This window comes from Moellerella wisconsensis, from assembly GCF_022592395.1.
Lineage (GTDB): Bacteria > Pseudomonadota > Gammaproteobacteria > Enterobacterales > Enterobacteriaceae > Moellerella > Moellerella wisconsensis.
In genome coordinates this window covers 3468583-3494805 of record NZ_CP093242.1, presented here as the reverse complement: position 1 = coordinate 3494805, position 26223 = coordinate 3468583, and the positions used below count along the sequence as shown (strand labels likewise).

At 41.0% G+C, this 26223-nt stretch carries 19 protein-coding genes; 9 read left to right on the top strand and 10 right to left on the bottom strand.

What is annotated here, in order from left to right; all coding sequences use genetic code 11:
* Positions 1 to 63: 63 nt before the first annotated feature.
* From hslU to priA, 5 genes are all read right to left on the bottom strand, one after another.
* On the bottom strand, positions 64 to 1398 hold the full coding sequence (gene hslU / locus MNY66_RS15360; RefSeq protein ID WP_047255819.1) for an HslU--HslV peptidase ATPase subunit: 1335 nt from the start codon (positions 1396 to 1398) through the stop codon (positions 64 to 66).
* Between the two features lie 11 nt (positions 1399 to 1409).
* Entirely contained in the window at positions 1410 to 1940 is a 531-nt protein-coding gene (gene hslV, locus MNY66_RS15355) for an ATP-dependent protease subunit HslV (RefSeq protein ID WP_047255818.1), read from the bottom strand.
* A gap of 102 nt (positions 1941 to 2042) precedes the next feature.
* Positions 2043 to 2897: a cell division protein FtsN gene (gene ftsN / locus MNY66_RS15350; protein ID WP_047255817.1), complete on the bottom strand. Its 855-nt coding sequence runs from the start codon at positions 2895 to 2897 to the stop codon at positions 2043 to 2045.
* Between the two features lie 75 nt (positions 2898 to 2972).
* Positions 2973 to 3968, bottom strand: coding sequence for a DNA-binding transcriptional regulator CytR (gene cytR / locus MNY66_RS15345; protein ID WP_420915527.1), 996 nt, complete (start codon positions 3966 to 3968; stop codon positions 2973 to 2975).
* 282 nt (positions 3969 to 4250) lie between these two features.
* Positions 4251 to 6449, bottom strand: a complete 2199-nt coding sequence (priA, locus tag MNY66_RS15340) for a primosomal protein N' (RefSeq protein ID WP_241501162.1) — start codon at positions 6447 to 6449, stop codon at positions 4251 to 4253.
* 235 nt (positions 6450 to 6684) lie between these two features.
* On the opposite strand from priA, the gene rpmE reads away from it, so the two are divergent.
* Positions 6685 to 6900 (top strand): 50S ribosomal protein L31, encoded by a 216-nt coding sequence (gene rpmE, locus MNY66_RS15335; protein WP_047255814.1) that lies wholly within the window; start codon positions 6685 to 6687, stop codon positions 6898 to 6900.
* Positions 6901 to 7604: 704 nt separating this feature from the next.
* Here the strand turns inward: rpmE and metJ are convergent.
* Entirely contained in the window at positions 7605 to 7922 is a 318-nt protein-coding gene (metJ, locus tag MNY66_RS15330) for a met regulon transcriptional regulator MetJ (RefSeq protein WP_047255813.1), read from the bottom strand.
* A gap of 381 nt (positions 7923 to 8303) precedes the next feature.
* Here metJ and metB point away from each other — a divergent pair, with 381 nt between their 5' ends.
* The 3 genes from metB (at position 8304) to ppc (ending at position 15123) form a co-directional block, all read left to right on the top strand.
* Positions 8304 to 9464 (top strand): cystathionine gamma-synthase, encoded by a 1161-nt coding sequence (gene metB / locus MNY66_RS15325; protein WP_241501161.1) that lies wholly within the window; start codon positions 8304 to 8306, stop codon positions 9462 to 9464.
* Positions 9465 to 9476: 12 nt separating this feature from the next.
* Positions 9477 to 11918: a bifunctional aspartate kinase/homoserine dehydrogenase II gene (locus tag MNY66_RS15320; protein WP_241501160.1), complete on the top strand. Its 2442-nt coding sequence runs from the start codon at positions 9477 to 9479 to the stop codon at positions 11916 to 11918.
* A 568-nt stretch (positions 11919 to 12486) separates the two neighbouring features.
* On the top strand, positions 12487 to 15123 hold the full coding sequence (ppc, locus tag MNY66_RS15315) for a phosphoenolpyruvate carboxylase (protein WP_241501159.1): 2637 nt from the start codon (positions 12487 to 12489) through the stop codon (positions 15121 to 15123).
* 190 nt (positions 15124 to 15313) lie between these two features.
* Here ppc and metF read toward each other — a convergent pair whose 3' ends face one another.
* Positions 15314 to 16201, bottom strand: coding sequence for a methylenetetrahydrofolate reductase (metF, locus tag MNY66_RS15310; RefSeq protein WP_053907197.1), 888 nt, complete (start codon positions 16199 to 16201; stop codon positions 15314 to 15316).
* A gap of 401 nt (positions 16202 to 16602) precedes the next feature.
* Entirely contained in the window at positions 16603 to 17763 is a 1161-nt protein-coding gene (gene argE, locus MNY66_RS15305) for an acetylornithine deacetylase (protein WP_241501158.1), read from the bottom strand.
* Between the two features lie 104 nt (positions 17764 to 17867).
* Between argE and argC the strand changes: the two genes are divergently transcribed.
* From argC to argH, 4 genes are all read left to right on the top strand, one after another.
* Positions 17868 to 18872 (top strand): N-acetyl-gamma-glutamyl-phosphate reductase, encoded by a 1005-nt coding sequence (gene argC, locus MNY66_RS15300; RefSeq protein WP_241501157.1) that lies wholly within the window; start codon positions 17868 to 17870, stop codon positions 18870 to 18872.
* Positions 18873 to 18920: 48 nt separating this feature from the next.
* Positions 18921 to 19697: an acetylglutamate kinase gene (gene argB, locus MNY66_RS15295; RefSeq protein ID WP_047255806.1), complete on the top strand. Its 777-nt coding sequence runs from the start codon at positions 18921 to 18923 to the stop codon at positions 19695 to 19697.
* A gap of 70 nt (positions 19698 to 19767) precedes the next feature.
* Complete coding sequence (locus MNY66_RS15290; protein ID WP_241501156.1) at positions 19768 to 20979, top strand: argininosuccinate synthase; 1212 nt, start codon at positions 19768 to 19770, stop codon at positions 20977 to 20979.
* 126 nt (positions 20980 to 21105) lie between these two features.
* The gene (gene argH, locus MNY66_RS15285) at positions 21106 to 22485 is read left to right on the top strand and encodes an argininosuccinate lyase (RefSeq protein ID WP_047255804.1); all 1380 of its coding nucleotides are present in this window, start codon (positions 21106 to 21108) and stop codon (positions 22483 to 22485) included.
* A 297-nt stretch (positions 22486 to 22782) separates the two neighbouring features.
* Here argH and MNY66_RS15280 read toward each other — a convergent pair whose 3' ends face one another.
* A complete protein-coding gene (locus MNY66_RS15280; protein ID WP_241501155.1) occupies positions 22783 to 23118 on the bottom strand; it encodes a hypothetical protein in 336 nt (111 codons plus the stop codon).
* A 516-nt stretch (positions 23119 to 23634) separates the two neighbouring features.
* Between MNY66_RS15280 and oxyR the strand changes: the two genes are divergently transcribed.
* Complete coding sequence (gene oxyR, locus MNY66_RS15275; RefSeq protein WP_047254556.1) at positions 23635 to 24549, top strand: DNA-binding transcriptional regulator OxyR; 915 nt, start codon at positions 23635 to 23637, stop codon at positions 24547 to 24549.
* Between the two features lie 71 nt (positions 24550 to 24620).
* Here oxyR and sthA read toward each other — a convergent pair whose 3' ends face one another.
* Positions 24621 to 26018, bottom strand: coding sequence for a Si-specific NAD(P)(+) transhydrogenase (gene sthA / locus MNY66_RS15270; RefSeq protein ID WP_047254557.1), 1398 nt, complete (start codon positions 26016 to 26018; stop codon positions 24621 to 24623).
* Positions 26019 to 26223: the final 205 nt, after the last annotated feature.

Here is a 26223-nt window from a genome sequence, read left to right as displayed (position 1 = left end):
ATAAATGATGGGAGGCAATTGCCTCCCATCAGAATTATAAATGATAAACGTGAGATAGTCAGATTATAAAATAAATCGACTCAAATCTTCATCTGCCACTAATTCATCCAGATGTTGTTTCACATATTCTGCATTAATTTCTATGGTTTCTCCACCCAGCTCGCTGGCATCATAGGAAATATCTTCCATCAAACGCTCAAGTACAGTGTGTAGACGACGAGCACCGATATTTTCAGTGGTCTCATTGACTTGCCATGCCGCTTCAGCAATTTTACGAATACCTTCGGTGGTGAAGGTGATATTTACGCCTTCAGTAGCCATTAATGCTCGGTATTGCTCGGTCAGTGAAGCATTTGGTTCGGTCAGTATGCGTTCGAAATCATCGGTAGTGAGCGCTTGTAGCTCAACACGAATAGGCAAACGACCTTGTAGTTCGGGGATAAGATCTGCCGGACTAGAGACTTGGAATGCACCTGAAGCAATAAACAGAATATGATCTGTTTTAACTACCCCATGTTTGGTTGATACGGTACAGCCTTCAACCAAAGGAAGCAGATCACGTTGTACGCCTTCGCGAGAAACATCCGGGCCAGATGATTGACCGCCACGTTTACAGATTTTATCTATCTCATCGATAAACACGATACCATGCTGCTCAACGGAATCGATGGCTTGCTGTTTCAGCTCTTCAGGATTGACTAATTTTGCCGCTTCTTCTTCAATCAGCAGTTTAAACGCTTCTTTGATTTTCATCTTGCGCGGTTTTTGTTTCTGGCCGCCAAGGTTTTGGAACATAGATTGTAATTGATTAGTCATTTCCTCCATGCCTGGAGGTGCCATAATTTCAACACCCATAGATGTTGCAGCGACTTCAATTTCAATTTCTTTATCGTCTAACTGGCCTTCACGCAATTTTTTGCGAAACGATTGGCGTGCCGGAGATTGTTCATCTGACGGCTCATTTTGCCCCCAGTTATTTTTAGCCGGTGGGATCAATACATCTAAAATTCGTTCTTCGGCTAATTCTTCTGCGCGATAACGATTTTTTTCAATTGATTGGTGACGAACCATTTTGACTGCGGCATCGGTTAGATCACGGATAATTGAATCGACTTCTTTACCGACGTAACCCACTTCAGTGAATTTTGTGGCTTCAACCTTAATAAAAGGCGCATTGGCTAATTTTGCTAAGCGACGAGCAATTTCAGTTTTACCAACACCAGTAGGACCAATCATCAAAATATTTTTAGGGGTTACTTCATGGCGTAAGGCTTCATCTAATTGCATGCGGCGCCAGCGATTACGTAGAGCAATCGCGACAGAACGTTTTGCTTTGTTCTGGCCAATAATATGGTTATCTAGTTCGCTGACAATCTCGCGTGGAGTCATTTCGGACATACTATCAATCCTTATGATTTTGAAGAAATTTCTTCAAAGTTTACATTATGGTTGGTGTAGATACAGATATCGCCAGCAATCGAAAGTGCTTTTTCTGCGATTTCACGGGCAGTAAGGTCTGTATTCTCAAGCATTGCACGAGCTGCGGCTTGTGCATAAGGACCACCTGAACCTATAGCAATCAAATCATTTTCTGGCTGCACGACATCACCATTACCGGTGATTATCAGAGAAGTGCTTTCATCAGCAACCGCTAATAAGGCTTCCAGTTTACGCAGCATACGGTCAGTACGCCAATCTTTGGCTAGCTCTACCGCAGCTTTAGTTAAGTGCCCTTGATGAAGTTCGAGTTTACGCTCAAACAATTCAAAAAGAGTAAATGCGTCAGCGGTGCCGCCTGCAAATCCTGCAATGACTTTGTCATTATATAATCGACGTACTTTGCGGACATTGCCTTTCATGACGGTATTACCCATCGTCGCCTGTCCATCACCACCGATTACGACTTGGCCATTACGGCGAACACTTACGATTGTAGTCATGAGTCAGCCCCTGGTTTCTCAAAAAATTATGCGGCTATTTTTTTAGCTACGATAGCCGCTACGATACATTAAAGAAATAGATGGGGGAGCGAGGGAGATTTTTCAACCCCCACTAGCGCGAAGAATACACCCAGATACGCCAACATCGGATGCACGGGAACGCATTTTATCGGCAGTTTCCTTGCTATAAGGGCCCAGCACGATACGATGCCAACCACCTCCAGAGCTAATTCGGCTTTCAATTCCTGAGAATGCCAATGTAGCGCGAACACTTTCTGCTTGCTCGGTTGTACGGAAAGAACCACATTGCACTAGCATTTTTTGGATATTCTCAACCGGTTTTTTCTCCGGCTTTACAGCAACGGATGGTGCAGGAGCCGCCGCTTGCTGCTGTGTTGCTGATTGCTGTGGTTGCTGAATAGTGCGTTTTTCAACTTTGGGTTCAATCCTGACTTCAGGTTTTTTCACTGGCGCAGTTGGAACCGGCGCTGGTTCATTAATAATTACCTGAGAGCGAGGAACCGGCTGTCCATTGTAAGGGATCTCTGACAACGTGGTGACTGGACGGCGTCTATCTGAATCTATTTGCTCCAATAATTTACGTTGTTCAGCGGTTAAATCTGATGGGCGTACGATATTCGTCCCACCGCTATTCAGCTCGGGAATATTTGGAATGTCGACACCGCGATTTTCCAGCTCCTTAATATAACGCCAGCGCTCTTCAGGTTTTGGCGGCAGGGTATTTGCTGGTTTTACCGATTTAATGGCTTCAACGGTTTGAGGTACATCTTTTTTATTTTGGGTAATAAAGAACAGCCCACCAATAAATACGATGACGATCACCACCGCAACAGTTAATGTTGTTTTGGATAATCCTTGAGGCTGTTTCTTTTTGCCCGGTCCTTTTTTTCGACGGGCGGCGGTGCGCCCGCGAGCTACGTAATCTCTCTGTGCCACAATGTTAATTCACTGAGTTATTAATAATAAATGTTATATACGGTGACACATGTTACTTAACCTGAGTCATTTTGCCTAGCTTTTAGGCGCTTGAGCACTCTCACGAATAATTAAATCAGCATCTAACAGGCAAGAACCGACATTAATATTGTGTCCTTGCAGTTGATCTAACAGCAATTTCATTGCCTGACTACCAATTTCAAAACGCGGTTGGCCGATAGTAGTAAGCGGTGGGTCACTATATTGTGAGAGTTTTAAATTATCAAAACCGACTACAGATAGAGCGCTTGGTAATTTAAGCCCCATACGCTTGGCTTGCCACATTGCGCCCAGTGCCATCATATCATTATGGCAGAAAATCGCGGTGGGGGGTTCTGGCATAGTAAGCAGTCTTTTGGTGGCTTTAGCTCCGCCTTCATGGCTGAAGTCACTACGGATAATATAATCTTCACGCACTTTATCGCCAGTGCGTAGCATGGCTTTTTTATATCCTTCTAAGCGATATTTACACAGCGGCATATCTTCTGGCCCAGTAATACAAGCGATACGTCGATGTCCGAGCTTCTGAAGATAATGGGTCGCATTAAATGACGAAGTTAGATTATCTATATGCACGGTGGGTAATTTTAGTTCTGGAGTAAATTCATTGGCCATGACCATTGGCGGAAGATTTTTTTGTTCTTCGGTCGATGCGTCAAAGGGAATATTTGAACCGAGCAGAACCATGCCATCAATTTGTTTGGTGATAATCAGATTAATAAAAGCATGTTCTTGTTTTTGCTGATGCTTACAGTCGCCAATTAAGATTAAATAGCCTTCTTGAGCGGCTACATTTTCAATCCCACAAATTACTTCACTGAAAAAAGGATCACTGATGTCAGGAACAATAACCAAGATTGTTTTCGATTCATTGCGTTTAAAATTACGCGATAAATTATGTGGAAAATAGCCGACATCCAAAACTGCTTGTTCAACCTTTTGTCGAGTTTGTGAGGAGACTTTTTCAGGATTCATCAGCGTTCTTGATACTGTGGCTGTTGATACCCCTGCAGCATCTGCAACATCTTTCATCGTGGCAGCCCCGCTATCATTTCGTTGTTCCACTACACATCCCTCGCGATTAAGTTAATCGATTGCTTTTTGAATAAACTTAAATGTCATGCAGCTACTCGAGGTAGCTAACATGATCCCTATTAGCTGGTTATTCTAAACTTTTTATAAACTTAAACTGTTACTTAGTTTGCATAAAAAGTGTGACTTATGTCATTTATTAGAGCTACTTCGCAAAAATAAAATATTAACTGGCTAAATAGTTAATCATGTTATTACTTCAAATAAGTAGATATCATAAAATTACCCGTCAGTAGGATCGACATCAATATTCCATTTTACTTTACGGCTTTCAGGGTAAGATTGGATTTCTGGGATCAATCGAGTCATTAGGCGTTGTAAATAGAGCCGTGAAGGATGTTGCAGTAATAATTGCCAGCGAAATCGCCCGCCGCGTTTCGCTTGAATTGCAGGTGATGGCCCCATAATCCATAATTTGTCATCACGATCAGGATGCTGTTCAATATAGTGGCGCAGATTGTGTAAAAATTGCGGGGCTTGTTGATTATTATGATCTTCTGAACGGATCATAATATGACTGGTATAAGGGGGTAATTGAACCGTACTGCGTTCTTCTAGGGCTTCTGTTGCAAACGCATCGTAACCTTGTTCTAGTAAGGTCATTAATAATGGATGTTCAGGATGATGCGTTTGTAAAAAGACATCTCCTTGCTTACCCGCCCGCCCAGCTCGGCCAGAAACTTGCACATATAATTGAGCAAAGCGCTCAGCAGCTCGAAAGTCGCTCGAAAAGAGTGCGCCATCGACATCTAATAATGCGACTAGTGTCACATCTGGAAAATGATGGCCTTTGGCTAACATCTGAGTACCAATTAAGATACGAGCACCTCCCGCACTAACTTCGTTTAATTGCTGTTCTAATGCGCCTTTGCGGCTGGTGGTATCACGATCAATTCGAGTAATGGGAGTTTGTGGGAAGATCTCCTGGATCCCTTCTTCCAGTTGCTCGGTCCCCATCCCGACGGGAACTAATTGGGTTGATCCACATTCTGGGCATTGTTTTGGCACGGGACGTTGGCTGTCGCAGTGATGGCAACGTAATTGCCGGTGATGTTGATGTAGCGTGTAATAATGATCGCAACGTGGGCATTCGGCTATCCAGCCACATTCATGGCAAATAAGAGCCGGCGAATAACCTCGACGATTAAGAAATAAGATTACTTGATTATCGCGGGCGAGATGTTCGCCAATATGCTGGATAAGCAAATGTGACAGTCCATGCTTTAATGGTTGTCCTTTTAAATCAATTAAATGTTGAATAGCAGGTTTTGCATTCCCTGCACGCTGAGTCAGGTTTAGCCGCTGATATTTGCCTTGTTGCACATTACACAGCGTTTCTAATGATGGTGTTGCAGTTCCCATGACAATTGGAATATGTTCTTTTTTGGCACGGAATACCGCCAAATCACGGGCGTGATAACGCCAGCCATCTTGTTGTTTATAAGAACTGTCGTGCTCTTCATCGATAATAATGATCCCCAAACGTGAGAATGGGGTAAATAAGGCCGAGCGTGTACCAATAACGATGGCAGTATCACCTCGCTGAGCACGCAACCAAACAGCTAATCGTTCGCTATCATTTAAACCGGAATGTAATACATCTACGGGGGCTTTGAAACGCCGGCTAAACCGACGAATAGTTTGTGGTGTTAAGCCAATTTCGGGGACTAAAACTAATGCTTGTCGTCCTTGGGCTAAAATATTTTCCAGTACGCTGAGATAAACCTCAGTTTTACCTGAACCAGTAATACCGGCTAATAACCAAGGTGAAAATTGATCATCTTGTGCTCGAATAGCGCCAACGGCAGTCGCTTGCTCTGTATTTAGCCGTAATCGTTCCTCTGACACAGCAAAGTTATCTTGCCAAGCGATAGCAACCGGTTGTATCGGATATAAATTGACCAGATTTTTTTTCTTTAATGATTGTAATGCGGTTTCGCTGAGCTCAAATTCACTTACTTGATGGCGATAAATAGGTTGGCGCAGTAATTGAGCTAATGCTTGTTGTTGTTTAGGTGAACGCTTTAATGTTGTGATATCAACGGCTTTACCTTGTTCCGTTATCTGCCATTGCCAAATCGGGGAAAACTCAGCTGGTTTCCCTTGGCGTAATAACGTCGGCATTGCGTGAAATAACACTTCGCCAATCGGATAGTGATAATACTGTGAAGACCATAGCAGCAGTTGCCACAGATCATCAGGGAAGAGCGTTGCTTGATCAAGTACGGTATCGATAGGTTTCAGCTGTTCGGCAGTGAATTCACTTTTGTCAGTGATAGCTGTAACCACCCCTAAAGCTTGGCGTCGGCCAAAAGGAACCATGACCCGAGCCCCTACTACGGGGGCAGGCATATTCTCGGAGAGCAGATAGTCAAAAGAACGATTTAAAGGTACAGGTAAGGCAACCTGAACGACAACCATAAGTGGATCCCCGAGCGTTTTTTTAAGCGCCTCTAGACAATTTTGCGAACATAAGTGAATAAGAGTACCATAAAACAAGCACGGTTTTCATTGCAGGCTAAATAGTTTTTCTGTATGATCCGCCGCCTTTGGTATCGATTTTTACCAATAAAAATATCCTAATTTATAATTAACACGACGTGTGGTGTCCGGCGTTAGGGCGGGATGGCGACACGGCCTTAATAGAGGTTTTCCCATGAAAAAAGGTATTCACCCTAAATATGATGAAGTTACTGCAACTTGTTCTTGCGGTAATGTGATGAAAATCAGATCAACAGCTGGTCACTCTCTGAATCTGGACGTTTGCGGCAACTGCCACCCATTCTACACTGGTAAACAGCGTGATGTGGCAACTGGTGGTCGTGTTGATCGCTTCAACCAGCGCTTCAGCATCCCAGGTGGCAAGAAGTAAGACTGTTTGGCTGAAGAAATATCCTGTTATTGCAGAATACCGCGTTCAAATAAAGCCTAATGCTTTAGTTGAATATCGTCGTTTTATGGTATCTAGGATATTTCAAACAGATTTATCGGTAACTCTAGAATTTCGAAACTTACCTGTATCTCTGATAAAACCCTGGCTAATGGCTGGGGTTTTTGTTTATTAACGATTAGATTATTTTTAATTTCACTCTGGGTTATGCCACTATTGCTGCTCGATAATTCCTATACCATATTCCCATCCTGTCATTTCTACTGTGTAATCGCTATAGCGTAATTCCTCTTTTATAATTCTTACCTCAAGATTTTTACCGGGATTTAGTCGATTATTTTATTCATTTTATTCCTATATTTCGGTATTTTTACCTGTTGATTGGTAATTTTCACCATCAGAGCCATACTTGTTGCAGTAAGTCGATTAAGCTAAAAATAGATGATGAAGCTAAAGGGAATTCAGTATTAGAATGTGGGTGTATAATATTCATTCAGAAGAGATTATTAAAAATAGACTGGCATTGAAAAGATGACGGTTAGAAATGACTGCCTTTAGAAAGCGACGAGTACAGAATACAGAAAAAGAAGATGGATTATTTTATAAGAAGTTCTATGAGATATTTCTCCCTCAAAAAATTCAAGGGAGAAATAATGGGGGGATAAAAGATAATATTTGATTGGAAATCAATATTCCCAATCATTTGGATCGATACCGAGTTCACGCATTATTTCTTTTGCTGCTTCTGGGATCTCATCGCTACGCTCTTTACGTAGATCTTCATCGTTCGGCAACGGTTGCCCGGTAAACGCATGGAGAAAAGCCTCACACAGCAGTTCACTATTGGTTGCGTGACGTAAGTTATTAATTTGGCGACGAGTGCGCTCATCAGTTAAAATTTTCAATACCTTTAATGGAATTGAAACGGTAATTTTTTTAACTTGCTCACTTTTTTTGCCATGTTCAGCGTAAGGGCTGACATATTCACCATTCCACTCAGCCATGAAGTACCTTAATTATTTTCATTAGTAATAAAGATTGTAAATATATCGATTATATTTCAAGTTACCGCAGTATAAGTGACTTTTATCTCCCCCAATAATTTACTGGCATAAATAGATGGTAAGGGCGAGGTTACTACTTGTGGTACTTGAATTTTTCAGCGTTTATTATCGACCTTATTGCTCATTTTATTATGATCTATTCACGGAAAATGAGAAGTATAGTAAGTCAGATCGATAAATAAACAGCTAATAACATTATTTCTAGTATTGATTATTTCATTTCTTCATCTAAACGTAAAGAAGTTTAGACGGCTAGACCTGTTGACGTCTATACATCTGGTGGGTATATTTATAGCAGAATTTATTTTATCTGGGGTAATTATGGCTCGCAAACCAGCAACAATCGCAATTCATAGTGGGTTAAATGAAGATACACAGTTCGGCTGTGTCGTCCCACCGATTTATTTATCGAGTACTTATAATTTTACTGAATATAATCAGCCGCGAGTCCATGACTATTCCCGTCGAGGTAATCCGGGTCGAGACATGGTACAAAATGCACTCGCTGAGCTTGAAGGTGGCGCGGGTGCTGTTGTTACTAGCAGCGGTATGTCGGCGATTCATTTGCTGTGTACCACATTTTTAAATCCTGGCGATTGGATAGTTGCCCCTCATGATTGTTATGGCGGTAGTTATCGACTCTTTGATAGCCAAAGTAAACGCGGCGCTTATAACGTAATTTTTGTTGACCAAAGTGATGAGACAGCATTGAAAGCCGCATTAGCCAAAGCGCCGAAATTAGTATTAATTGAAACACCGAGTAATCCATTATTGCGTATTGTGGATATTCAGCATATTGCTGAACTAGCGCATCAATCCGGCGCTTTAGTAGCGGTTGATAATACCTTTTTGAGTCCGGTATTACAGCAACCATTATCTTTAGGCGCTGATTTTGTTATTCATTCTTGTACTAAATATCTGAATGGTCATTCCGATGTGGTGGCGGGTACGGTCATCGCTAAAGATCCGCAGCAGGCTGAGGAATTAGCATGGTGGGCCAATAATATTGGGGTTACTGGCGGAGCATTTGACAGTTATTTATTGTTACGTGGGATCCGAACATTAGCCCCACGTATATTGTTGCAGCAGAAAAATGCGCAAGAAATCGTAAATTATTTAATAAATCAGCCTTTAGTAAAAAAATTATATTATCCTGCTTTAGCTGATCATCCTGGGCATGAAATCGCGAAACGCCAACAGAAAGGGTTTGGCGCGATGCTGAGTTTTGAACTCGCGGGAGACGAAACGATTATTCGGCGCTTCCTTGCTGCGTTAGAATTATTTACGTTAGCAGAATCATTAGGGGGTATTGAAACGTTAATTTCTCATACCGCGACTATGACCCATGCCGGAATGACACCAGCAGCGAGAGCAAAAGCAGGGATCACCGATGAGTTACTGCGTATATCGGTAGGAATTGAAGATAGCCAAGATTTAATTGCCGATTTGGAAAATGCCTTCCGGATCGTCACTCAAGGGTAGCGGAGTTTTTTGATGAGCACACTGACAGTAGTCGAGGCGGGGCAGCATAACCGCCAGTTACACAAATTTGGTGGCAGTAGCCTAGCCGATGCTAAATGTTATCAGCGGGTAGTGAAAATTATGGCTGATTATAGTCAACCCGATGATTTAATGGTGGTATCAGCAGCGGGTAGCACAACAAATCAGTTAATTAATTGGTTTAAAACTAGCCAGAGTGATCGTATATCGGCTCATCAAATCCAACAAACATTACGCCGTTATCAACAAGATTTAATAGCTCATTTATTGACTAAGCCAACAGCGGATAGATTGAATCAGCAACTGGTGGCAGATTTAGAGCGCTTAAGCCAACTTTTAGATCAGCCCGTGAATGAGGCTACTTATGCTGAAGTTGTCGGACACGGTGAAATTTGGTCTGCTCGATTAATGTCGGCAGTATTAGCCGAGTCGGGTATGGCAAGTGTATGGCTGGATGCTCGGCAATTTTTACGCGCCGAGCGAGCAGCGCAACCACAAGTTGATGAAACACTCTCGCGTCCTCTTTTACAGCAGTTGCTAGCGCAGCATCCTAATCAACGTTTAGTTGTTACGGGGTTTATCTCACAGAATCAAGCGGGTGAAACTGTATTACTCGGCCGTAATGGTAGTGATTACTCGGCAACACAAGTGGGTGCATTAGCAAATGTCAGTAAAGTGACTATTTGGAGTGATGTTGCGGGGGTATATAGTGCCGATCCGCGAAAAGTAAAAGATGCGTGCTTATTGCCATTATTACGCCTTGATGAAGCCAGTGAGTTAGCGCGTTTGGCTGCACCGGTATTGCATACCCGCACCTTACAACCAGTTTCTATCAGCAATATTGATTTGCAATTACGTTGCAGTTATCAGCCCGAGCAAGGGTCAACTAAAATTGAGCGTGTATTAGCCTCGGGAAGTGGCGCTAAAATTGTAACCAGTCACGATGATGTATGCTTAATTGAATTGCGTGTTGCACAAGGGCGTGATTTTCAAAAAATTTATAAAGATGTCGATCAATTATTAAAGCGAGTGCAACTTCGCCCATTAGCCAGTGGCATCCACCAAGATCGGCATATATTGCAGTTATGTTATACCTCTGAAGTCGCTGAAAGTGCATTAAATATTCTTGAAGAAGCCACCCTACCCGGCAAACTTTCGTTACGCGAAGGTTTTTCTTTGGTGGCATTAGTCGGGGCGGGGGTTGGTAAAAATGCCTTACATAGCCATCGTTTTTATCAGCAATTAAAAGACCAGCCGATTGAATATATTTGGCATTCTGAAGATGGTATTAGTTTAGCTGCGGTTCTGAGGACCAATCAGACTGAGCATATTATTCAAGGATTACATCAGAGTATATTCCGAGCGGAGAAGCGGGTTGGCTTAGTGCTCTTTGGTAAAGGCAATATAGGTGCTCGTTGGCTCGAGTTATTTGCGACGGAACAAAAACCATTATCTGCTCGCAGTGATTTTGAATTTATATTGGCTGGCGTGGTTGATAGCAAACGTAGTTTATTGAATTATCAAGGTATTGATCCCAGTCGCGCCTTGGCTTTTTTCGATGATGAAGCTGTAGAGCAGCAAGATGATGATCTATTTTTATGGATGCGAGCCCATCCTTATGATGATTTAGTGGTGCTAGATGTTACCGCGAGCGAACAGCTGGCCGAGAGCTATGTGGATTTTGCTAGCTACGGTTTTCATGTCATTAGTGCCAATAAAATTGCTGGCGCTTCTGAGACACCACGCTATCGTTTAATTCGTGATGCTTTTACCAAAACTAACAGCCACTGGTTATACAATGCGACAGTGGGGGCTGGTTTACCGATTAACTATGCGGTACGTGATTTAAAAGAAAGCGGCGATAATATATTGTCGATCAGTGGTATTTTTTCTGGCACCTTATCTTGGCTATTTTTACAATTTGACGGCAGCGTACCGTTTAGTGAATTAGTTGAACAAGCATGGCAGCAAGGATTAACTGAGCCGGATCCGCGCATTGATTTATCGGGTCAAGACGTGATGCGCAAATTGATTATTCTGGCACGAGAAGCAGGATATGATATTGAACCAAAAGATGTGCGGGTAGAATCATTGGTTCCGATGGAAGCGGCAACCGGTTCTCTCGATGCTTTTTTTGAAAACAGTACGGTGATTAATGAGCAAATGATCCAACGATTAGAGGCTGCTCAAGAGATGGATATGGTCTTGCGTTATGTTGCTCGTTTTGATGCGGTAAAAGGTAAAGCACGAGTTGGCGTAGAGGCAGTAAAACCTAATCATGCACTTGCTTCTTTGCTACCGGGGGATAATGTTTTCGCGATTGAGAGCCGTTGGTATCGAGATAACCCACTGGTAATCCGTGGCCCGGGAGCCGGTAGAGATGTAACGGCAGGGGCGATTCAGTCGGATTTAAATCGATTATCTCAGTTACTTTAATCATCAATTACCGGTTAGTGATGATTTTCAAAGTGAATTTTTATTTATTATAGTTCGATATAGTTCGAGACAGTTCAATATAAATAGGCTGCTATTAAGTAGCCTATTTTTTTATGTCATAAATTTTTATTCTCATTTTAGCTTTAGCTCTTTCGGCGATCAGTTCTCGTTATAGATTATTTGGATAAAACTAAAATAATTTAAATTAATTATATGGAAAAACAGTCAGAGGTTAGAAATTTTTCTGCTGCATCAGTATTAAATAAGAAATATTTAACATAATTAATAGCTGAATCGACGCTATATTCGGCTAAATTGCGCTAGAGCAATGCAGTTAATAAGAAAAACTAATAATAATAGCAATGTAATTAAATTTTAGAAAATTCCCCCAAAAAGATTATTTTCTGATATGAATATATAGCTAAGGGTAAAGATAGTGCGGGTTATATCCGTCATAGTTTAAGTTACTGCGCAATATGATCGTCAATCGGCAAAGAACGAATAAGACGATAACTTGGAGTATGACGGGATAAATACATTCTGCCAGATAGATAAGGTCAGGAGTCCAATGAATCAGCAATATTCTGCAATGCGAACCAATGTCAGTATGCTCGGTAAGTTACTGGGAGACACCATCAAAGACGCTTTAGGGGAAGAAATTCTCGATAAAGTTGAAACCATTCGTAAACTTTCTAAATCATCCCGTGCAGGGAATGAAGAAGATCGCCAACAGCTACTTGATACGCTACAAAATCTGTCAAATGATGAGTTATTGCCGGTTGCTCGGGCATTTAACCAATTTTTAAATTTGACCAATGTGGCGGAGCAATATCACAGCATTTCTCCACACGGAGAAGCTGCGAGTAATCCTGTTGCGCTGAAGAATTTATTTGATCGCTTAAAAGCGAAAAATTTTAGCGATGGTGATATTCATAAAGCGGTTGATGAATTATCAATTGAGTTAGTTTTAACCGCTCACCCAACCGAAATTGCACGCCGAACCCTGATCCATAAGCTGGTGGAAGTAAATACCTGTTTATCTCAGTTAGATCATGATGATTTAGCCGATTATGAACGCAACAATATTATGCGTCGTTTGCGCCAACTAGTGGCTCAATCATGGCATACCGATGAAATCCGTAAGCAGCGCCCTACGCCGATTGATGAGGCAAAATGGGGGTTTGCTGTAGTTGAAAATTCATTGTGGGAAGGCGTTCCTGCATTTTTGCGTGAATTTAATGAACAACTAGAAGAAACTATCGGCGCTTCATTGCCAGTTGATTCTAATTTGATCCGCTTTACCTCATGGATGGGGGGCGATCGCGATGGTAATCCAAATGTTACTGCTGATATTACCCGCCATGCGCTATTGTTAAGCCGTTGGAAAGCCGCTGATTTGTTCTTAAAAGATATTCAGATTTTAGTTTCTGAATTATCCATGACTGAAGCGACTCCAGAGTTACAAGCACTGGCAGGTGGTGATGAGGTTGTTGAGCCGTACCGCCAGATTGCTAAAAATTTACGCAGCCAATTATTTTCAACCTTAGAATATCTTGAACGCCGTATAAAAGGTGAAAAAGTGTTACCGCCGGCTGATTTGCTGCTGGATAACGCACAATTATGGGAGCCGCTTTATGCGTGCTATCAATCTTTAATTGCATGTGGCATGAAAATTATCGCCAATGGCCAGTTACTCGATACGCTGCGTCGCATTCGTTGTTTCGGCTTGCAATTAGTCCGTATTGATGTGCGTCAGGAAAGTACCTGCCATACCGAAGCTATTGCTGAGCTCACTCAATATTTAGGATTAGGCGACTATCAAGCGTGGTCCGAAGATGAGAAACAAGCGTTCTTATTAACTGAATTACAATCTCGTCGCCCATTAACGCCTCGTGATTGGCAGCCAAGCGATCAAACTCGTGAAGTCTTTGATACTTGCCGGGTTATCGCTGAATCGCCAGCAGATTCAGTCGCGGCTTATGTTATTTCTATGGCGAAAGTTCCTTCCGATGTTTTAGCGGTAAAATTATTATTAAAAGAAGCCGGTTGTTCGCTTAAATTACCTGTAGCGCCATTGTTTGAGACACTGGATGATTTGAATAATGCTGAAAGCGTGATGCAAAAACTTCTGGATATTCCTTGGTACCGTGATTTAATTGATGATCACCAAATGGTGATGATTGGTTATTCTGACTCGGCGAAAGATGCAGGTGTTATGGCCGCTTCATGGGCGCAATACGATGCCCAAGATGCGCTGATTAAGCTCTGTGAAAAAGAAGGCGTTAAACTAACCTTATTCCACGGCCGCGGGGGAACCATTGGTCGAGGTGGTGCACCTGCGCATTCCGCCTTATTATCTCAGCCGCCGGGAAGTCTAAAAGGTGGGTTGCGTGTGACCGAACAAGGCGAAATGATCCGCTTTAAATTTGGTTTACCACAAGTCACGATTAGCAGCTTAGCCTTATATGCCAGTGCTATTCTTGAGGCCAATCTACTGCCACCACCAGAGCCAAAAGCTGAATGGAAACAAGTGATGAATTCACTGTCGGCGGTTTCTTGTGATATGTATCGTGATTATGTGCGTGAACAACCCGATTTTGTACCTTATTTCCGTGCGGCAACGCCAGAATTAGAATTGGGTAAATTACCTTTAGGCTCGCGCCCAGCCAAACGTCGTCCGACGGGAGGAGTTGAAACTCTGCGAGCGATCCCTTGGATTTTTGCTTGGACGCAAAATCGATTGATGTTGCCTGCATGGTTAGGAGCGGGGGCTGCGCTGAAACACGAAATTGAAGCCGGTAAACAGTCGATACTCGATGAGATGTGGCATCAATGGCCATTCTTTAAAACTCGAATTGCGATGTTGGAAATGGTTTTTGCCAAAGCCGATTTATGGTTAGCGGAATATTATGATCATCGATTGGTTGAAAAACGTTTATGGCCATTAGGGCAGAAACTGCGTAATCAATTATCGGAAGATATTAAAAGTGTATTGGCGGTTTCTAAAGATGAACAATTGATGGCAGATTTGCCATGGATTGCGGAATCTATCGCTTTACGTAATGTTTATACCGATCCATTGAACGTATTACAGGCTGAGTTACTTCAACGTTCTCGCCAGCAAGAAGGTGCAGATCCACGAGTTGAACAAGCGCTGATGATTACTATTGCTGGTGTCGCTGCGGGTATGCGTAATACCGGCTAATCGCTGTGCCTATATAATATTGAAGATAATCAATAGTATTAAATAGATATTTATTGGGATCCAAAAAGGCTGTCTGCAATTAAGTCGACAGCCTTTTTTATATACTGAAATTGTTGATGTTATTTATGTGGCTATTATTTAGTTTATATCGCTATTTATCGCCACATATTATCGCCACATATATTTTGCGTTATTCGGGCCGCACACCAAGCGTATGGCAAATCGCATAAGTAAGCTCGGAGCGATTCAAAGTATAAAAGTGGAAATCTTTTACACCTTCTCGGCTCAATATTTTAACCATATCCATAGCAATAGAAGCACCGACTAAATTGCGGCTTTCTGGGTCATTATCCAATCCTTCGTACATTTTACGCATCCAGGTTGGAATTCTCACATTGGTAATTTTAGAAAACTTATCTAATTGTTTGAAGTTGGAGACCGGTAATATGCCGGGCACAATTTCAACATCGATACCGGTTGAAACACAGCGATCGCGGAAACGTAAATAGCTTTCGACATCAAAAAAGAACTGAGTGATTGCGCGATTTGCTCCCGCATCAATTTTCTTTTTCAGATTAATTAGATCGGCCTGCGCACTTTTAGCTTCAGGATGTACTTCGGGGTAGGCGGCGACAGAAATATCAAAATCTGCTTCAGATTTTAATAATTCCACCAGATTTGCAGCATACAGATTAGGTCGTTGACTGTTATCTGGTAGATCGCCGCGCAAGGCGACGATATGGCGTATGCCATTTTTCCAGTAATCTCGCGCTATTTCACGTAATTCATCTTGTGACGCATCAATACAGGTTAAATGCGGCGCCGCTATTAAACCGGTGCGATCTTTAATATCTTTAATGATACTGTGTGTTCTATCGCGTTCACCCGAATTAGCCCCGTAAGTGACAGAAACAAATTTTGGTTTTAGTGTTTTGAGGCGATCAATGGATTTCCATAAAGTGAGTTCCATCTCTTCGGTACGAGGTGGGAAAAATTCAAAGGAAACATTAATTTGGCCATCAAGCTCTGCCAGACTTTGGTTCAGCGCTTCTCGCTGATTTGCGTGAAAAAAACTCATACCCTGTATCCTCTGTATCTTTATGGCATTTCATCACCCGTCATATTTCAAGTTGTAGGCTTAGTGATTTATTTTTTGCTTACAATTCAAATTATTTAGAGTTCGTATTGATATTTTTGCTTCTCTTATCATGAGGCTGTTTGTTCATTTATGTTTGTCCGTGTAAACGCCTATACGTTTAGACGTCTAGATAGAGATTACCTGATATTATTTTTGAGTCAATACTTAACGCAAATAACGCGCTGAGACTTTTTCAATACCAACAAGAAAAAAATTCATCTAGCCAATAGACGTTAAGATACACACAAGATAGATGATAAGAGCAAAGAATAAGTGCAGAGGATAGGGAAATACAGGGATGAGGCCAGCCAATACAGAGCTGACCTCACAAGATGTAGCATTTACGCGGATTCTGTCAGGCAAAAATGTTCGATTAGCTGGGTCATTAATTGACGAGTTGGCTCGATAAATTTCATATCGATAAATTCATCGGGCTGATGAGCTTGCTCAATAGAACCGGGACCAAGAACTAATGTCGGGCATAATTGTTGAATAAATGGCGCTTCAGTACAGTAATTGACGCTATCGGCTTTTTGCCCTAGCAGTGTTTCAATCACTGCGACTTTTTTATGGTCTGTTGGGCACTCATACCCTGGAATAGGTGGATGCATAGCTTCAATTTCTAATCGACCTGGCCAGCGCTGTTTCACGGGCTCAAGAGCTTCATTTAATAACTCGTCAATATCCTGCAAGGTTAATCCCGGCAACGGTCGAATATCCATATGTAGTTCACAACAGCCACAAATCCGATTTGCCGCATCGCCGCCATTAATGTGACCAAAATTCATGGTCGGGTAAGGAATAACAAACGCAGGATTGTTATAACGTTCTTTCAGTGTATTACGTAGGGTCATTAAGTGACTGATAGATTCATGCATTAATTCAATCGCATTGACTCCCCGAGCGGGATCGCTGGAGTGTCCAGATTGTCCAGTAATTCGGATTGCATTAGACAGATGTCCTTTGTGCGCGCGAATGGGTTGTAACGATGTAGGTTCGCCAATAATCGCGAAGTCCGGGCGTAATGTGGTATTTGCCGCAAAATAGCGCGCTCCGGCCATGGACGTTTCTTCGTCAGCGGTTGCGAGAATATACAGTGGGCTTTGTAATTTCTGTATATCTATATCTCTGAGTGCATCAATAATAAAGGCAAAAAAGCCTTTCATATCCGCCGTACCTAATCCATATAACTTGCCATTCTGTTCGGTCAGGGTAAAGGGATCTTTGCTCCAGCGTCCATCATCAAAAGGAACGGTATCAGTATGGCCACATAGCAGTAAACCTCTTGAACCTTCTCCTATTGAGGCTAATAGATTGTATTTATCTCGAGTGTCGGGAACTGGTTGGATATTGACGTTAAAACCGAGATCTTTGAGCCATGATCCCAGCAGTTCGACTAAGACTTTATTACTTTGATCGAGTTTAGCGTCAGTAGCACTAATTGACGGAGTGGCAATTAATTGACGATAAAGCTCAATAAATGCAGGTAATTTAATATTCACTGTTGACAGCCTTTATCCTTAATAGTATCAATATTCATGCACTTTATTTGAATAAAAATACACATTAAACGGTTTGGGTACTGAGTACAAGGTAAAGAAAGCTTATGTTGAACACTCTGATTATTGGTGCCAGTGGTTATACCGGAGCAGAATTAGCTGCATATCTGCAACGTCACCCTGAGATAAAACTACAGGGGTTAATGGTCTCAGCACAAAGTACTGATGCAGGTAAGTCGCTGTCAGATCTCTATCCGCAGTATAAAGGCGTTATCGACATGTCTTTACAGCCATTGACTGATGTCAGTGAGTCTGCAAAAGGTATCGATATCGTCTTTTTGGCGACAGCACATGAGGTGAGCCATGATATTGCCCCCCAATTTTTAGCCGCAGGCTGTGTAGTTTTTGATCTCTCAGGTGCTTATCGTGTTCAAGATGCTAATTTTTATCCAAAATACTACGGATTCGAACATAAAAACAACCATTGGTTAATGAATGCAGTTTATGGACTAGCCGAATGGCAGGCAGACAAAATTAAACAGGCTCAATTAATCGCGGTACCAGGTTGCTATCCAACGGTTTCTCAATTGGCGTTAAAGCCTTTATTGGTTGAGAAATTATTAGATAACAGTATGCCGCCTGTGATTAATGCGACGAGCGGAGTTTCTGGTGCGGGACGTAAAGCTTCAATGACTAATAGCTTTTGCGAAGTTAGCTTACAGCCGTACGGAATTTTTACTCATCGCCATCAGCCGGAGATTGCGGCTCATCTTGGCACTGATGTTATCTTCACGCCACATTTAGGCAATTTTGCGCGGGGTATTCTGGCAACGATTACTTGCAAAGTTAAGTCGGGGGTTTCTGCTGAGCAGATTAAAGCCGCATATCAGTCGGCTTATCACAACAAGCCCTTAGTGCGGTTATACGAGCAGGGAGTTCCCGCGTTGAAATCTGTGGTTGGATTGCCTTTTTGCGATATTGGTTTTGTCTTGAATGGTGATTATCTGATTATTGTAGGCACAGAAGACAACTTATTGAAAGGTGCGGCCGCACAGGCTGTTCAGTGTATGAATATTCGTTTTGGCTTTAATGAAACACAGTCATTACTTTAATTAACCCCTTTGCCAGAAGCGTTATTAGTCAGATTAAGGATCAGTGCCATGGAACCATTAGTTATCAAATTAGGTGGTGTTTTACTGGACAGCGAAGAAGCGCTGGAAAGATTATTTACGGCCTTACAAACCTATCGTCAATCGCATCAACGGCCGCTAGTTATCGTTCATGGTGGTGGTTGTCTAGTCGATGAATTAATGCAAAAACTGCAATTGCCAGTGATTAAAAAGCAGGGGTTACGCGTTACGCCAGCAGATCAGATTGACATTATTACCGGGGCTCTGGCTGGAACTGCGAATAAAACCTTATTGGCATGGGCGACTAAATACCAATTGCACGCAGTAGGTCTATCTTTAGGTGATGGGCAAAGTGCAGTTGTAAATCAATTGAATGATGAGTTAGGGCATGTTGGTCATGCGCATCCCGGTGATCCTAAACTACTTAATTTATTATTAGCTGCGGATTATTTACCGATTATCAGTTCTATCGGGATCACGCCTGAAGGTCAATTAATGAATGTTAATGCAGATCAGGCGGCAACCGCGATAGCACAAGCATTAGGTGCAGATTTGGTCTTACTTTCTGATGTTAGTGGGATTTTAGATGGCAAAGGACAAAAGATTGCCGAAATGACAGCTCAGAAAGCAGAAATACTGATTAAACAAGGCATTATAACTGATGGCATGATTGTGAAAGTTAATGCGGCATTAGACGCGGCAAAAACCTTACAGCGCCCAGTAGATATTGCGAGCTGGCGTCATGCGGAGCAATTACCTGCACTATTCAACGGCACGGCGATTGGTACCCGTATTCTGGCGGAATAATAGCTGAATACAACTCATATCGAAGTGTAATTAAATCATATATTTTAAAGAGTTAAGATAAGGTCATATTATGAAAAAAGGTATCAAAAAAATCGTTCTAGCATATTCTGGCGGCCTAGATACATCTGCAATCATTCCATGGTTAAAAGAAAACTATGACAACTGTGAAGTTGTGGCATTTGTGGCAAACGTCGGCCAAGACCCTGAAGAGCTGGTGGGTGTTGAGCAAAAAGCACTGCAATCGGGTGCATCTGAATGCCATATTGTTGATTTACGCGAAGAGTTTATTAAAGACTACATTTATCCGGTGCTGAAGACGGGAGCGCTGTATGAAGGCAGCTATTTGCTAGGCACCTCTATGGCACGTCCTATTATCGCCAAAGCTCAAGTCGAATTAGCATTGAAAGTCGGTGCAGATGCTTTGTCCCATGGGGCGACAGGTAAAGGTAATGACCAAGTGCGTTTTGAGAGCGCCTTCGCAGCATTAGCACCGCAACTGAAAGTAATTGCACCATGGCGTGAGTGGGATCTACGTTCAAGAGAAGCACTATTAGATTATCTAAAAGAACGTAATATACCAACCACAGCCTCGTTAGAAAAAATTTATAGCCGCGATGAAAACGCATGGCATATTTCGACAGAAGGTGGTGTTTTAGAAAGTACATGGAATGCAGCAAATAAAGATTGCTGGGTTTGGACTGTTGCACCAGAAGACGCACCAAATGAAGCTGAATATGTCACTGTTGGGGTGAAAAAAGGCGAAGTGGTTTCCGTGAATGGACAAGAATTATCACCATTACATTGTTTAGAAACTTTAAATCAATTGGGCGCCAAGCACGGTGTTGGGCGTATCGATATTGTTGAAAACCGGTTAGTCGGCATGAAATCCCGTGGTTGTTATGAAACTCCAGGGGGCACCATTATGATGGCTGCACTGCGTGGTATAGAGCAGCTAGTGCTGGATCGCGACTGCTTTAAATGGCGTGAACAGCTGGGATTAGAAATGTCTTATGTGGTTTACGACGGTCGTTGGTTTGCTCCACTGCGTAAATCAATTCAAGCTGCCGCAGAATCATTGGCTGAAGATGTTAGCGGTGAAGTTGTGCTGAAATTGTACAAAGGCCAAGTAACGGCGATTCAGAAAAAAGCTGACAGCAGCTTATATTCTGAAGAATTTGCGACTTTTGGTGAAGATGATGTTTATGATCATAGCCATGCAGGTGGTTTTATTCGTTTATATTCTCTGTCTTCACGTATTCGTGCATTAAAAGAACAGAAATAAGTCAGAACAAAAATAAGTTATTATTATCTCGATTTTTTTGGTTCGTTATCGCTATATTTTGGGTAGCGAACCAAAGAATTACAGAAATTAATTATTGTTGGATTATTAATCGAATAGGAAACAGTTATGGCACTTTGGGGCGGGCGTTTCAGTCAGGAAGCCGATCAACGGTTTAAACAGTTTAACGATTCATTACGTTTTGATTATCGTTTAGCCGAGCAGGATATTATCGGCTCTGTCGCGTGGTCAAAAGCGTTGGTGACCGTTGGAGTGCTTAACCAGAATGAACAACAACAATTAGAACTCGCGCTGAATGAATTACTGAAAGAAGTACAAGCAAACCCAAAGGCTATTTTGCAAAGTGATGCGGAAGATATCCACAGTTGGGTTGAAGGCAAACTAATTGAAAAAGTTGGCGATCTCGGGAAAAAACTGCATACCGGACGTAGCCGAAATGATCAGGTAGCTACCGATCTCAAATTATGGTGCAAAGACCAAACACTAGAATTATTACATGCCATTGAACTGCTACAACAGGCATTAGTGATCACCGCTGAAGCCAATCAAGACGCGGTTATGCCCGGTTATACGCATTTACAGCGAGCGCAGCCGGTTACGTTTGCGCACTGGTGTTTAGCGTATTGCGAAATGTTAGCCCGTGATGAAAGCCGACTAAAAGATACCTTAAAACGTTTAGATATCAGCCCATTAGGCTGTGGGGCTTTAGCGGGAACTGCATACGATATCGATCGTGAACAACTAGCCGGCTGGTTAGGTTTTTCTTCTGCCACACGTAATAGTTTAGATACGGTCTCTGACCGCGATCATGTACTGGAATTGCTTTCTAATGCTAGCATTAGCATGATCCATTTATCGCGCTTTGCTGAAGATTTAATTTTCTTTAATAGTGGAGAAGCCGGTTTCGTTGAATTATCAGACCGTGTTACTTCAGGCTCATCATTAATGCCACAAAAGAAAAATCCAGACGCACTTGAGTTGATCCGTGGAAAATGTGGTCGTGTCCAGGGGGCATTAACCGGCATGATGATGACGCTAAAAGGATTACCGTTAGCCTATAATAAAGATATGCAAGAAGACAAAGAAGGCTTATTTGATGCTTTAGATACTTGGTTAGATTGCTTGCATATGGCGGCATTGGTGCTCGATGGTATTCAAATTAAACGTCCACGTTGTGAAGAAGCCGCTAAACAAGGTTATGCGAATGCCACTGAATTAGCGGATTATTTGGTCGCTAAAGGAATACCATTCCGCGAAGCTCACCATATTGTTGGCGAAGCAGTTGTCACCGCAATTACACAGACGAAAGCATTGGAAGAATTATCTCTTAGTGAGTTACAAAAATTCAGTCCAGTTATTCAATCCGACGTTTATAATATTTTATCATTACAATCTTGCTTAGATAAACGTTTAGCCAAAGGCGGTGTTTCTCAACGCCAAGTTTCCATTGCTATTGTGGATGCAAAATCGCGTTTGAAAATGACATAAGAATAATGAAAAATAAAAAGTAACATAAAAAGTAACCAAGGTTATTAAAATAATCCTTGGTTACTTTTTTTTATGTATATGAGATATTTTAGTTTATGATTCAGTTGCAGATTCAAATGAATTTTTACAATTAAATCACTAAAGTTATTATTTTAGTGTTTATTTTTATTTTATGTGGTTGTATCTAAGCTAATTATTTTCTTGAAAGAATGTATTTATGTTATTAAATATAAAATAATGTAAAAGCCTTTTAGAAGGAAGTATGTTTTTAACGACTGTAATAGTTACTACGTTTTTCTATTGATAGTTTACTGTTAATAGCACCCTCTGTTGATCTTCATTAATCCATTTGAATCGAATATTTCCTTTATTATCAGTTAGGTGAAGGTGTTCTTTCTGTAGTTCTAATGGATTGAAATTTAATTTATTGACGTTATTTTGTTTATCTAAGCAACTGAATTGGTAATAATTAACGGTATCTTCGTTATTAAAAGAACATGGAGCATAGATAATTGCTCCGATAAAACCTATCTCTCCTGTGAGTGTTTTTATATTTCCCATAGCATTTATTAGAGTAGAAAAAATGAGTGTTACTATAATCAAGATATGGATAAATATTTTTGTTAATAACAAAATATATTCCCTCCTTATTATAAAATAATAATTAAGTTAATTATTATTTATATGATTAGCTCTTTTTATCTATTTTCATTATAGGAGTTTTTTTCATATAATTTTAATTTTCCGATTGAAAATATGTAACATAAAATTTCTAAGCTATCTTTTTAGGATTTAGCTGATTTGTCTTTATGATTGAGTAGTATTAAATAATAAAATTATTGTGTTATATAAAATGTTATTATTTTTTTAAACAATCTAAAAAATAAATGGTTAAAAGTGTTTTTTTATTGATAAATGAAATTTAATTTTAATATCATTTATTATTAACTAATTATCTTTATCCCTATCGAGTAATTTCTTTAGCTCATTTATTCATAAATTGATCCAAAAAAAAATATAAATAAATAAAGTTAAATACTTTTAAACATTATTTTCTGACCTTGATAAGTAAAACTTATTTTGTTGATAGTTTATAGCGTGATATTAATCTATAATGATTGGTAAATCCTATCGTCTTCTGAGGAATATATGAATATTCGTGATTTAGAGTATCTGGTTGCGCTTGCTGAGCATAAACATTTTCGTCGCGCTGCTGATTTTTGTCATGTTAGCCAACCTACATTGAGTGGACAAATCCGTAAATTAGAAGATGAACTGGGTGTTATGCTCCTTGAGCGTACCAGCCGAAAAGTATTATTTACTCAGCAGGGACTACTGCTTGTAGAGCAAGCGAGAACTGTGTTGAGAGAAGTCAAAGTGCTACAGGAAATGGCTTCATTGCAAGGTGAAAGTATGTCAGGACCATTACATATTGGACTGATCCCAACCATTGGTCCATATTTGTTACCGCATATAATTCCAGAATTACATAGTTTATATCCCAAATTAGAGATGTATTTGCATGAGGCTCAAACTCAACAACTGTTAGCGCAGTTAGACAGTGGTAAATTGGATTGTGCTATTTTGGCGCGAGTCAAAGAGACCGTTAACTTTATTGACGTTCCATTATTTAATGAGCCGATGAAATTGGCTGTTTATGAAAATCACCCATGGTCTAATCGTCAAGATATCGGGTTTTCCGAATTGGTGGGTGAAAAATTATTGATGTTAGAAGACGGTCACTGTTTACGTGATCAAGCGCTGGGCTTTTGTTTTCAAGCGGGAGCAAAGGAAGATACACATTTTAGAGCAACCAGTCTTGAAACTCTGCGTAATATGGTTGCGGCAGGCAGTGGTATTACGTTATTACCCGATTTATCTGTACCAAATGAAACTTGTCGTGATGGTGTTTGCTATCTTAATTGTTCCGACCCCGAGCCTCAGCGTTCAGTTATTTTAGTTTATCGCCCCGGATCGCCATTACGTGGTCGTTATGAACAATTAGCCGAAGCTATTCGCAGTTTAATGCAGAATTATTATAAAGATAAAAAAATGTCTGCGTAATTTTATCGAAAAATAACAATGACGGGATCGTCGGATCAATTTATATGACTCCCGTCATCGATAAGATATATTTAAAACAATCGATTCAAACCATTGAGAGCGGCTACCCGATAAGCTTCTGCCATGGTTGGGTAATTGAAGGTAGTATTAACAAAATATTCAATCGTATTGCCTTCACCTTTCTGTTCCATAATGGCTTGCCCAATATGAATAATTTCAGCGGCTCTTTCGCCAAAACAGTGAATACCCAAAATTTGAAGCGTATCTCGGTGAAATAAGATTTTTAAACTGCCAATATTCATTCCTGCAATTTGAGCACGAGCTAAATGTTTAAATTGTGCACGCCCTACTTCATAAGGTACTTTCATCGAAGTGAGTTGTTGTTCTGTTTTCCCCACTGAGCTAATTTCTGGAATGGTATAAATACCCGTAGGAATATCATCAACTAAATGAGGCCCATCAATTTCTGAATTCATGGCGCGAGCAGCGATTCGGCCCTGATCATATGCCGCTGAAGCTAAACTTGGATAACCAATAACATCACCTACCGCATAGATGTGTTCATTTGTAGTACGGTATAGATTATCGACTTTAATTAAGCCACGGCTATCGGCTTCTATTCCAACATTTGCTAGGCCCAGCGTATCAGTATTACCGGTTCGACCATTGGCATATAATAAGCAATCAGCTTTGACTTTTTTGCCTGATTTTAAATGGACGATAACACCATCATCAACGCCTTCTATTTTTTCATATTCTTCATTATGGCGAATAACAACACCACTGTTCCAAAAATGATAAGACAGCGCGTCGGACATTTCTTGATCAAGAAATGCCAGTAAATGATCTCGAGTATTAATTAGATCAACTTTTACGCTTAAGCCACGGAATATAGAAGCATATTCACAGCCAATCACTCCGGCACCGTAAATAATGACATGGCGTGGTTCATGAGAAAGACTGAGAATAGTGTCACTATTATAAATACGCGAATGGGAAAAATCGACATCGGGGGGAGTATAAGGGCGCGAGCCTGTCGCGATAACAATTTTTTCGGCGCTTAAAATATCACAACTACCATCGGCATAACGCACACTGAGTCGATGTTCGTCAATAAAGGACGCTTCTCCAGAAAACATCGAACAGCCATTACGTTCATAAAAACCTTGGCGCATACGGGTTTGTTGATTAATAACGCTTTCAGCGTGAAGAAGAATTTCTGCAAAGGAAGAACGAAGAATTCGTGAGTTATCGCTATAAAGTGGATTTTGATTAAATTCAATAATACGACTTACAGCATGACGGAGTGACTTAGAGGGAATGGTCCCCCAATGGGTACATCCTCCACCGACGCTATCATAACGCTCAATAACAGCGACATTCTTTCCTTGCTTAACGAGCCCCATGGCGGCACCTTCTCCGCCAGGACCTGAGCCAATTACGATGGCATCAAAATGGATATGTTGCATGAGATATGACCTGCTGGAAAACAAAATGACAACCGTATATTAACATTGGCGAATTAATTAGCCTAATAGGTAGCGGCATTTTTGCGACATAGGCGAAAATAATGGAAAGGAAACTTATTAGTCATATTTAGCGATATTGCCTATATTTTTATGGGTTTTATTTTTTTGTCGTCCGAAGCAAATAACACGAGGATTGAAAAATTTG